This window comes from Roseofilum sp., assembly GCF_982964205.1.
The window spans coordinates 1-12,049 of the sequence record NZ_CEZBFX010000059.1 but is presented as its reverse complement, the minus strand read 5'-3'; the positions used below and the strand labels follow the sequence as shown (position 1 = coordinate 12,049).

At 46.1% G+C, this 12,049-nt stretch carries 8 protein-coding genes and 1 pseudogene; 2 read left to right on the top strand and 7 right to left on the bottom strand.

Translation table 11 applies throughout. From position 1 onward, the window contains the following. Window positions 1-6 precede the first annotated feature (6 nt). The 7 genes from AC3A14_RS14955 to AC3A14_RS14925 form a co-directional block, all read right to left on the bottom strand. Window positions 7-1,515, bottom strand: a complete 1,509-nt coding sequence (locus AC3A14_RS14955) for a site-2 protease family protein (RefSeq protein WP_413039108.1) — start codon at window positions 1,513-1,515, stop codon at window positions 7-9. Window positions 1,516-1,659: 144 nt separating this feature from the next. Continuing rightward, window positions 1,660-2,082, bottom strand: coding sequence for a hypothetical protein (locus tag AC3A14_RS14950; protein WP_318731706.1), 423 nt, complete (start codon window positions 2,080-2,082; stop codon window positions 1,660-1,662). Between the two features lie 9 nt (window positions 2,083-2,091). Next, window positions 2,092-2,400: a hypothetical protein gene (locus AC3A14_RS14945; protein ID WP_318699338.1), complete on the bottom strand. Its 309-nt coding sequence runs from the start codon at window positions 2,398-2,400 to the stop codon at window positions 2,092-2,094. An 86-nt stretch (window positions 2,401-2,486) separates the two neighbouring features. After that, window positions 2,487-3,155 (bottom strand): ribonuclease III, encoded by a 669-nt coding sequence (gene rnc, locus AC3A14_RS14940; RefSeq protein WP_318699339.1) that lies wholly within the window; start codon window positions 3,153-3,155, stop codon window positions 2,487-2,489. A 196-nt stretch (window positions 3,156-3,351) separates the two neighbouring features. Next, window positions 3,352-3,588 (bottom strand): HNH endonuclease, encoded by a 237-nt coding sequence (locus AC3A14_RS14935; protein WP_318720207.1) that lies wholly within the window; start codon window positions 3,586-3,588, stop codon window positions 3,352-3,354. A 332-nt stretch (window positions 3,589-3,920) separates the two neighbouring features. Further along, entirely contained in the window at window positions 3,921-4,826 is a 906-nt protein-coding gene (gene murQ, locus AC3A14_RS14930) for an N-acetylmuramic acid 6-phosphate etherase (protein WP_318731705.1), read from the bottom strand. A gap of 4 nt (window positions 4,827-4,830) precedes the next feature. Then, complete coding sequence (locus AC3A14_RS14925) at window positions 4,831-5,232, bottom strand: DUF3110 domain-containing protein (RefSeq protein ID WP_318699850.1); 402 nt, start codon at window positions 5,230-5,232, stop codon at window positions 4,831-4,833. A gap of 260 nt (window positions 5,233-5,492) precedes the next feature. Between AC3A14_RS14925 and AC3A14_RS14920 the strand changes: the two genes are divergently transcribed. Together AC3A14_RS14920 and AC3A14_RS14915 are read left to right on the top strand one after the other, a co-directional pair. Continuing rightward, window positions 5,493-11,699, top strand: a complete 6,207-nt coding sequence (locus AC3A14_RS14920) for a translocation/assembly module TamB domain-containing protein (RefSeq protein WP_318731704.1) — start codon at window positions 5,493-5,495, stop codon at window positions 11,697-11,699. Window positions 11,700-11,757: 58 nt separating this feature from the next. Continuing rightward, window positions 11,758-12,049, top strand: a pseudogene (locus tag AC3A14_RS14915) (Uma2 family endonuclease); the annotation flags it as partial.

Below are 12,049 nucleotides of genomic sequence, written 5' to 3'. Positions count from 1 at the left end.
ACATAATCACCCAATCCCTAAACGCCCGGCTAAACTGGGAGTCAAGGGCATCAGGGTGGCAATCATCAAAAATAGGGCTAAAAGAGCCAAGGCAGCGCGAGCATCATTGGGTTCTGTAATTTCATTTGAGCTAGGTCGCTCTAAATCCCGTTGTAAGACTAAAATGACGATCGCCCAATACAACGCTAATGGAGTCACAAATGAGGCAAATCCCAACACAATTAACGTGGCAACGGTGGTGATTCCGGCGATTTTGCGTCCGTAAATCGCTTGTACCATGCGCCCTCCATCCAATTGACCCGCAGGCATGAGGTTAATGGCACTGAGAACTAAACCTAACCATCCCATTAAGGTTAATGGATGCACATCAACGAGGGAATTTTGCAACACATCCCCTAAAATTCCTCGGGCTAAGGTTCCCACTAAAACTGAACCTTGGAAAAATTGGGAGGGAATTTGAAACAGACTACCGGAATGGGATAAGGATAAACCCAGAATTAACAGAAATAGGGATAATAAACCCCCTGCTGCTGGCCCGGCAATGGCAATATCAAACAGAACACTGCGGTTGGGTAAGATGGACTCAAACCGGGTAATAGCGCCAAAGGAACCGACTTGCCAGGTGGGGAGGAAAAAGGGCAAACTGAGGCGAATGTGGTATTTTTTGGCTATCCAGCCATGGCCCAACTCATGAACTAATAATATCGCCCACAGGCCAATGGCGATCGGCAGGGCTTCGGGCCATCTTGACCATTCACTAAACCAGTCAAACCCTTGAAAAATACCACCTGCTTCCATACTGGTGGCGAGGGTAGCGAGTCCTAAAGCTACTGCTAAAGCCTTTTGACCCAGGGTGAGGGGTTTGGGGTCTTGACTTTGGGGAAGTACGATCGCAATGGGCTTATTATCTGGGCCCATAACTAAGAATAACCGATAGCGATCGCCCAGGCGCTCCTTTAACCGCTCCGAAAGTTTCTCATACGACTGATCTGGGTCTCCTCGTAAATTCCCCTTAAAAATTGCCCCTTCCTGATAGGGCAGAGTTTCCGTGAGAAAATAGGTATCGATGCCAAAAATTTCCTTAATCTGCTTCAATTCCTCTGCTGGAATGCCAATCGGTTCTGACGCAACAACCGAAGGCATCTCCCCAGTCTGAGCCGCCAACGCTTTGTCACTGAGGGAACTCGAAGGATTTTCCTGCCGCTGTTTCAACCGCTCTGCCACCTGTTGACGCAATAGCTCATCTTGTCCCGATACTCGCAACTGTCGGCCCAGAAAAATATAAATTGCGGTTGAACCCACCAGCATAAACAAAATTCCCGCCAAGTTGAGATAAATTCCCAGGGAAAACAACCCAAAAAACAACAACCAGGGAACCATCAGCACCACAGACTGCAACCAAGCCAAGATTCCCAACCTACCATAGGGACGAGCGCGTTGAAATCCCCAAAACAAGATGCCCAGGGCAACGAGTAAGATGAGGAATGTAAGGGAATTGTTGGACACAGCAGACATCATAGAGGAATTGCCAATGAGACACAATGCTACGCCTTAGAGCTAGAGAGCCAAGGCATAGGCCAATTTAATTATACCAGGGGACAGGGGATAATTAATAATTAATAATTAACTATCTATGTTTCTCGATAGTCGCTTTTAACATTAGGTTAACCGGATCGGTTCTATTTGACGATCGCACTCAGCATTCTCAGAAATAACAACAACAGGAGAATCAAGATCGAGACACCAATTTTCATCGATAATATTCAACTGAGCATCTAAAACAAGAATCAGTTCGCCAATTTCTTCATCTTCTGAATTATTATATGGGGCGAGTAGAAATTCCAACTTAATCCACGGGCAAGCCTTCTCGTTGACCTGGTTAATACCAATAGCACTATTCACCAGAGTAATTGTTGGTGAGTCAAGCAATGTAACCCGATCGTAAAATTGATTTTTACTATCCCAATAACCTTGGATATTATAGTTGCAGGATTCTAAATGTTGTTGAGCAATTCTGCACGGTTCAATTTCATCTAGAAGTTGGGATAAGCTATTCCAAACAGTATGATTAGGGATGGTCATAGTGATGTTTTAATGACTGGTTCTCATGCCAGGGAAATGTAGTATATTTTCGATAAAGTATCCATGCAACCGGTAATCTCCTCCTTGTCCTAAGACTTTTGATTTCAGGTCAAAATCGGGTAATTCCGAAGGAACGAGACCGATGCTACCATTGGCTGGAACTCTACCATTTTCAATAGCTTTCAGATGTTTACTCTGTCCATCATAGCGTTGAGCGAGGCGGATTTGCTTTTTCGCAAACGAGACCAAGAATTCTTCCGCAGTTTCGTAGATAATATCAGGGATAACATCTGTCCAATTGCTGGGTAAGGGTTCCATTCCTCTTTTGCGCGATCGCTCCTCTATTTACTCTAATTTTACTCCCGCTTAACCAAAACTGATGTTTGCGTAAGTCTAAAGTTAGATTAGATAATCCCCTTTTCTTTTAACTTACCTAGGGCATAAGTAGCCGCTTCCTTTTCTGCATCTTTTTTGCTTCTTCCTTTGCCTTTACCCCAGGCTTTATCACTAATAAAAACTGTAGACATGAATTCTGGAGCATGATCCATACCGCCTATTTTTTCCGTTACATATTTGGGAGGATTTTTGGCTCCCCTCGCTTGGACTAATTCCTGTAATCGATTTTTTGAGTCGATGTTGGAACGAGCCACCATTTGCTCTTGAGGGACAGAATCAAACAGTTCTTCTATGACAGAGCGCACTTTTTCCATGTTTTGATCGCAATCTAAATAGTAAGCCCCAACAATGGCTTCAAAGGTACTACTGAGTAAATTTGGATTTTGATATCCCCCTTCTTTGATTAACCCTTGACTTAGACGCATTCTCAAGTCTAGACCAACTTCAACTGCAAATCTAGCCAATTGTTTTTGATCGACTAAAGCGGAGCGCCGTCTGGTCATTTCATCTTCTCCCATTTCCGGATAGCGCTGATAGAGATATTGACCACTGATAAAGGTCAAAATGGCATCACCAAGAAATTCTAAACGTTCATTGTGTCCTATGGCTCCAGGATTTTCATTAACATATGAACGATGGGTTAAGGCACGATGGAGAAGTTTTTCATTTTTAAACATCAAAAGTTTGTGAAAGTAACTAGCATCTTCTGCTAGTGATTTTTGCTTTTTTCTTTGTTTTAAATTTATCTCTTGATGGTCTATATCCAAAGTCATAGATATGGAGTATTTTATGATTGATTGCAATCCTCTATTATACTGTATATTTAATTAAAGTTGTAGGGGCAGGTTTTAAACCTCCCCCTACAACAATAGACTACCTCACTTTTTTCCTAAAAGATGGGGGAGGAAAAAGGCTATGTCCTCGTTGATTATTGCAGGAAAAACAGGTAATACGCAGATTTTCTAAAGAGTTAGAACCTCCATGTTTTTTAGGAATCAGGTGATCGAGGGTGATTTCTTCGGGGGATAGAATGCATTCACACCAATAACACCGAGTGCCAAACTGTTCAATGAGTTTGGCTCTTTTATTCTGTTTTTGTTTGGAATTCATGGTTTACTATTCCAATAACTACAGTTGGAATATCGCGTACAAGCAAAAGTGACGCTTAAGTGAATAAGCGACAGTTTTCTTGATTACATCTTAGTAAACGTCTCAAACTTACTACCTTCGAGCCTCAAACCAGTGCAGATCCAGTCTGCTGAACTACCAGTTATCTGAAGGGCTAATTCCTGATTCAGATACATGCTAGGCCAGAATACTGGACTTGCACTAACCTGAGAATCGGAGGTACTACCCATGAGACGAACACTTATGGATATTCTTACCTTGAATTGTTGCACCAAACAATCTTTAATGTCAAGAGTCTCAACTCAATTCTACTCTCAGGAGGAAACAGCAGCTAAAGCCGATCGCAGATTTCCTTGGTTTTGATCCAGATAACTCTGAGCTGTTTGAGCATCCACTCCTGTCCAAGCCATCAGTAAAGCTACCTTAACCCGTTGTCCGCTCTCGTCTAAAAGTTGCTCGCATTGCGATCGCCCCAACTCCGTTAAATCCTCTAAAATGCGTAGAGCGCGATCGCGTAACTTCGTATTCGTCACCGCCACATCCACCATCCGATTACCATACACCTTCCCCAACTTCACCATCACCCCAGTAGACAAAATATTCAGCGCCATTTTCGTTGCCGTTCCCGCCTTCAGGCGCGTGGAACCTGCCAAAACTTCCGGTCCCACCAACAAGCGAATATCCACATCTACAGCCACCGAAACCTGCTCAACAGGCACGCAAGCCATAAAAATCGTCGTTGCCCCCTGCGCTTTTGCCCCCTGTAACGCCCCCTGAACATAAGGCGTTGTGCCTCCAGCCGTAATTCCCACCACCACATCCTTCGAGGTCACCTGATACTGCTCAATGACCTGCACCCCATCCTCAAATCTATCCTCTAAGCCCTCAGAACTACGTACCAGCGCCCCTTCACCCCCAGCTAAAATCCCCTGTACCATCTGGGGGTCAGAACAGAATGTAGGTGGGCATTCCGCCGCATCCAGCACCCCTAAACGGCCGCTCGTTCCCGCGCCCACATAAAACAACCGTCCCCCATTTTGAAGAGCTAACGCCGTCCGATCAATGGCTTCTGCTAACTGTTCCTTCGCCTGCGAACAAGCCTCCACCGTTTGGGCATCTTCCCGATTAAACAGCTCCACCAACTGCACAGTGCCCAATTGGTCTAACGTTAAACTTTGGGGATTAATTTGCTCTGTTAACAGATGACCTCGATTTTCCATAGTCTTATAACAATCCTTCCAAACTTCGGCGAATGCGATCGAGTTCTTCCGAACTCATTTCTGACTCTGACTCTTCAGCGCTCGGTACATCAGGCTCTTCCTCACTCCAATCTAAAGAATCCACATTACTCTCTGGAGGAATGACCAATTTCCCCTCACTCACCCACTCAAAATCTAGATCTGCCTCTTCGCAAAACGCCTTAATCTCATCTTCATCGATCGCCTCTACACTAGGAGAAGGGAAATCCTGAGCCTCTAACTGCAAGGCAAACCGAGTGGCATCATCCTCGACTTCAAAGACTAAAACCTTATTGCGCACTTGCCTAGGATTGGTGTGGGGAACCTTAATCGTATGAATTCCCTCATTTTCCGTGCCTACATTAAACAACAGGACATAAACTCGCATAAGCTACTAGAAGTTAACGCTCCCAAATTCGATTATTTTCCCTTATTTTATAGCAGTTAGGGGATGGGGTGACACGGAGACGCGGGGATGGGGGGATAGGGAGATGGGGTGACGCTCCGACGCGGGGACGCAGAGACGCTCCGACGCGGAGACACGGAGACGCTCCGACGCGGGGAAATTGCCTTCTGCCTATTCCCCATTCCCGCGATTCCCGTGGCATCATCAGAACAAGGTGTGAGTATTCAGAACGGTGTGAGGACATGACAACCCCTAACGATCCCAATCAACTACCAGAATCGGATCTTGAGCTTATGGATGCTGAAGATCAACAGGAGCAATGGGAAGACGCGGACGAGCCGGGAAAATGGCGACGTTGGGCTGGATGGGGTTTAGGTGGTGTGGTGCTGCTGTTGGTGGCGGGAGGAGCCTATGGTTGGCATTGGGTACACACAGGATTAGGCCCCATGGTGGCTGAAGCGTTGAGTAAAAGCCTCAAGCGTCCCCTAGAAATTGGCCCGGTGCAGAGGGTATCTTTAAATAGTATCCGCTTTGGCCCTTCTGGATTGCCTGCCACTGCAACCGATCCCGATCGCGCTACGGTAGAAGCAGTTGAGGTTAAGTTTAATCCCATTGATGTGATTGACAATGAGATTAATCTGGATCTGACCTTAATTAATCCCCAAGTTTATTTAGAAGAAAATGCAGAACATCAATGGCTGAATTTGGACATTACTGAAGAAGAGCCGAAAGAAGGGCAATTTAAGATTAATGTGATTAAAGCTGGGGTGCAAAATGCCACTGTGGTCTTGGTTCCCTGGAAAGGAGAAGGGGCAAGTGTTGAAGATAGTGTAACGTTTAAGCCGATTCGCGCCACTGCTGAGTTTTTTGACGAGTATAATCGGATTAGCTTTGATGCAACGGTAGCTCAAGATCAAAGTCCCGGAGAGGTGCAAGCGAAAGGAGAGTTTTTGAACCGGGAGCAACGGGTAAGGGTACAGGCGCGATCGCAAGATCTAGACTTGATTCCCTTAACAAATTTAGTGCCCAATTTACCCCCAGAAGTAGCATTAACGGGCGGTAAACTCAATGGAAATATCAACGGACGAATTAATCTGCAAGATATTCCCTCCTCTTTGCTCAATGGGACGCTATTGGTGAGCGAGATCGCTGGAGAGTATACCCTTCCAGAGTCCAAATCAGATGAGACTGAGCCGGAAAAACCAGAGGACAATACAGAAGAGCCTCAATTTGACATTACCCAAGTTCCCCTTTATCTGTCCCAAGGGCAAGCCACTCTGCAATTCCAAAATCAATTGGTGTTAGTCGAAGAAGGGTCTATTCTTTATGCCGATAGCCTTCCGATATCCCTAGAAGGAGGGATCGATCTGCAACAGGGGATTCAGGTCGTAGCCTCCTTAGAGCCAGTCACATTTGAAACTCTGACTGAAACGATCGAGACGGAATTACCGGTACAGGCAACTGGAGAATTCCAAGTAAAAGCGAAGTTGGAAGGGCCGTTTGAGCAACCCTTACTGGTGGGATTATTTGAAACCACAAAGCCCACGCAAATCGATCGCGTCGAATTTGCACAAATCACCAGTCAATTTGCTTACGCCAATTCCACGATCGCTATTCAAGGCTTGAAACTGGTTCCTACCCTGGGTGGCGAAATACTGGGACAGGGAGAGTTGCAATTACCGGTGAATGAGCCTGCCAATCCAGATCCAAGTCAAGATAATGTAGGGGCGGGTTCGCCAAGCCTTGAGGAAGCCAACCCAGATCTTAGTGAACCCGCCCCTACTTCTGCACCGACAGAAAATAATACTCCTAACTCGCAACAACCCTTTCTGGTATTTGAAGCCCAAGGGCAAAATATTCCTGTAGATGCGATCGCTCAACTTTACCAAGTGCCTTCGGATATTACGGTAGGAACGGTTTCGCCCCAAATTCGAGTCATAGGGCCGCTGAATGATTTAGAGGCGATCGCCCAAACCAATCTCGCTGGCGGACAAGTACAAGCGGTTGCCCGTCTGGTTGGTTTAAATACAGGCACAAATCCCGTCGCTGCAAACCCCGTAAACACCGATACCGTAGGGGCGGGTTCACCAACATCTTCCTCGGAAGACCAAACGACTGATGAACCCGCCCCCACAACAACATCTGGGTTGGAAAGGGCGGGTTCACCAACACCTGGGTTGGAAGACCAAAACCTGGGTGAACCCGCCCCTACAGCAATACCTAGAATTCCCAAAGTTCCCTTACAACTGCAAACCGAAATTAGGGCGGAAAACATCCAACTGGCTAACCTTTCTTCCCTTGTACCGTCTCAACTGGCTGCACCGTTTAGTGGTGGGGCGCAGATGATTGTACCTCTAGAAAATTTTAGTCTGAATCAGGTTGAGGCGATCGCCGAAGGTCAACTGAATGTGGCTGGAGGACAAGTCAATATATCCAGTCGTTTGCAGAATAACCAAATTGCCACATTAGTGCAAGCGAATACGGTGCAATTGGGTCAATTTCGCAGCGAACTGGAACAATTTGTGCCACCCCAGCAATTTCAACTGCCTTTTGCCGAAGCAGCACCGTTTACTGGAGTGGCGGAAATCGTTGGCTCCTTAGATAACCCTAATCTGTCAGCAGTTCAAGGACGATTACAAGGGACTCTGGATTTAGCTGGAGGTATAATTAGAGGCGGTGGTGTATTGGAGGGTGGACAGTGGGAAGCCGCCCTAGACATTAACCAAGTGCAAGCTTCCCTCTTGTCTCCTCAGTTACAGTTAGCTGCCAGGGAACAAACCTTTCTGCAATCTCCCCTGAGTGCAACCGTGAATTTAAGGGGAGATGTGAATAATTTATCTCCAGAGGCAATCGTTGCAGAAGCGAAAGCCGATTTAGATATTGCTGGAGGTCGAGTAAATGCGATCGCACAGGTACTCAATGGAGAGTGGAAAGCCTCTGTACGCGCTGATGGGGTCAATGTTGACCAGTTATCTCCCCAAGTTCCGGCTGATGTGCCCAGGTTACCTTTTAGTGGCGTAGCCAATGCACAGGGTCGGTTAGATGAGGTTTCACCCAATAGTATCTTTGCCGAGGCCCAAGGATTTGTAAATGTGGGTAATAGTATCGTTAATGTAGAGGCGATCGCTAGGCAAGGACAATGGCAAGCGAAAATGAATGCCGAACAGGTGGAGTTAGACCAGTTGGGTTTACCCTTACCGCCTGAGTTCCAACGCCTGACGGGGGCCGGGCAAATGATAGCCGGTGGACGGTTGGATAATTTCGATCCCACAGCGATACAAGCACAAGGGGAAGTTTTACTCTCCAAGTTACCGATTTTAGAGCAAGGGCCATTTAAGTCTCAAATAGCCTGGAATGGGCGTTCTTTAGATATTGTTGCTGCCGCAGGTTCGGTTGTTGTGCCTTCTGAGGCCTCTGTGAGGGCAGGTTCGCCCAATTTTTCATTTTCCAATCCAGATGCCCCTACTGCGCCCGTATCTGGCCTCGTAGCCGTCGGTCAAATTGTGCCCAATTTCCAAGATCTAATGGCTTCTCGGTATAATTTTACGACCGAGGTTGCCGATTTCAATTTAGCGACTCTGCCCTTTACGCTGCCTGATGCTGTAGCCGTGCAAGGTCAGGTGGATTTTGCGGGACGGATTGCGGGAACGGGATTACAGCCGAATTTAGATGGGCAAATGCGGTTGAGAAATGTGGTCGTGAATCAAATTGCCTTCGATCCGGTGATTGAGGGGCCGATACAGTTTACACCGAGTCAGGGAGCCGCGATCGCCTTAAAGGGAGAATCCGATGAGATTTCGGCGGTCATTGACCCCACATTTATGCCCGAATCGTTTACTTTTAAGTTGGGAGAGGCGATCGCCACCGGACAACGAACCCCTGCTTCTGAAGGCTCAGATTTAACCCATTTTCAGGTTGATGTGGCTCAGTTTCCCTTAGAGTTAGTAAACCTGATTCCCACGGCAACTCCTTTAGGGCCAATTTCGGGTACAGCGTCCGGTAATTTTAACCTCAGTTTCCCTCAAATATTCGATCCGATGGCTGTTATTGCCCAAGGGGAAATTCAACTGGATAAACCCTCGATTGGCACCGTTGAAGCTGAGGTTTTAACCGCTAAATTAAACTATAGTGGCGGTCAAGGAGAATTAACCGATACTCAGTTAAAGATTGGCGAGAGTGAATATAATCTGCAAGGAGCCGTGAATCTAACCGATCTGAGCGATCCGCAATTTGAAGCCGAAGTGAAAATTGCCCAAGGTAGCGTACAAGATGTTTTGCAAGCCTTGCAAATTTTTGATCTAGAAGATATTGCCCAGGGTTTTGCACCGCCCACCGGAACCGCCGCAGACTTAGGCGTTGTGACTGTTGATCGGAGCCAGAGAACAGTCGAAGAGCAGTTGCGTCGCTTCTCAGAAATTCTCAAATTACAGGATTTACGACAGCAAGAGCGCGATCGCTTCCCCATTCCTGCTCTAGCTCAACTGCAAGGGGGATTTGATGGCAATATTAAGATTTCCGGCTCTCTAAAACAAGGTCTTTCAGCCGATATCGATTTATTGGGCGAAAACTGGGAATGGGGCAAATATAGTTTTAATCCCATTATCGTTAAAGGAACCTTGAAAGACAATGTTCTCACGTTACTACCAGTTCGCATTAATTCCAATGAAGGATTAATCACATTTTCCGGACAAGTTGGCGGCGAACAACAATCCGGTCAGCTAAAGGTTGAAGATGTACCTGTAGACTTAATTCAGCAATTTATCCCCGATTTACCCGTTGATTTAACCGGAAAAATTAATACGACCGCCACACTCTTAGGAGGAAGCCTACAAAATCCTCAAGTGATTGGTAACTTAGCTTTATCAGACGGCACCTTAAATGAGGCTCCGATTCAAGAAGCCACCGGTAATTTTTCCCTCGCCGATGGCCGATTACGCTTTGGCGGTAAACTCTTAGTCACCGGAGATTCTCCAGTCACGTTAACCGGCAGTATTCCTAGTCCCCTCCCCTTTGGTTCTGTTTCCCCCATTTCTCAAGACATTCAGCTAAACTTAAACCTGGAAAATGAAGGATTAGGGATATTAAATGTTCTGACTCGTCAACAAGTGAATTGGGTCGCAGGGTCAGGAAACGTCAACATTAAAGTCTCTGGAACCGTGGATAATCCGATTGCTTTAGGAGAAGCAAAAATTGCTGATGCTACCCTGCAATCCCAAAATCTTTCAGAACCGATGACTAATGTCAATGGTGTGGTTAAATTTAACGGAGAGAAAGTCTTTATTGAGAAGCTCACCGGTGATTTTAGCAAAGGAAAAATTGAAGTAGCGGGCTTGATTCCTCTGTCCGATCCTGATTTATCTTTATCGGAAGAAGAAGCAAATTTTCCGCTCAAAATTCAGCTAGAAGAACTTGATTTTAACTTCCAGGATATCTACAATGGAGGGGTTAATGGCAGCATTGAAATTGCAGGCGCAGCCTTAGAACCGGTCATCAAGGGAAATATTATCCTCACTCGCGGAAAAATCTTGCCCGCAGAAGCCACGAAACTACAAAAGACGGATCGAGAAGATAAGGTCGCTACCTCAAATAATTTCGTGCCAGTATTTGATAGTTTTGATATCGATTTAACCGATGGTATTGCCATTTTACAGCCTGGTTTTGTTGATATTCACGGTGAAGGAACGCTAACTATTAATGGCCCCATTGATGATATTCGTGCTGATGGTGAAATTGATATTAACCGGGGATTTATTAATATTATTTCTACCCAGTTCCGCGTAGATCGTGAATATGAGAATAAAGCAAGATTTATTCCCAGTCAGGGGTTAGATCCAGATCTAGATCTAGTGCTGCAAGCGTCTATTTCTGAGGTTCAAGGCAGTCGGCAACCGGAAGTTTTATTCTGGGGACAAAATGAAATTGATGACACTCCACCTTTGGATAACAATGATACGGAAACAGTGCGTATTCAAGCTGCAGTGACTGGGCCAGCTTCTCAGTTAGAAAATAATTTAGAATTAACCAGTTCTCCGGTACGCAGTCGTTCCGAAATTATTGCCCTCATTGGGGGCGGTTTCTTGAATACGATTGGCGGTGGTGGAAATACGACATTAGCGCTGGTGAATATTGCCGGATCGACAATTTTATCCAATCTGCAAACGACTCTGGGGGATGCTCTGGGATTAACGGAGTTACGAGTTTATCCAGTAGAAGATCGATCGCGTCGAGGGGCGATCGGTGTAGCAGGAGAAGCTACTTTAGATGTTACCCGTCAGTTTTCTACATCTTTGGGCAAAAATTTTACGTCTAGCGATCCGTTTCGCCTGCGGTTCCGCTATCGTTTGAGTGAAAATTTGGTGTTGCGTGCAGCCACGGATTTAGGAGGTGAAGAGTCAGGAAGACGGAGGACAGATAGTCGGCTTCAGTTTGAATTTCGTAAGCGGTTTTAAGTGTCCTTAAGATACAATTAGAAACAACCGAAAACTACCAGAACATGGGGAGCCAAAAATGTCAGTAGAACTCACTACCCAGACTTGCCCCGAAACTGAAACAATCCTAGATCCGGAGTGGAACCCCCCTACTCCACCTACCGACCTGATTTTTGATGATGGAGAACCCTTGGAAAGCAACCGCCACCGCATTGCCATGAACGTCCTGATCCGGTCATTGCAACAAGCTTGGAGCGAACGTAATGACTTCTACACGGGCGGCAATATGTTTGTCTACTACAGCGACCAAGAAGTGTTCAACAAAGATTTTCGCGGCCCGGATTTCTTTGCTGTTCTTGATGTCGATGGCA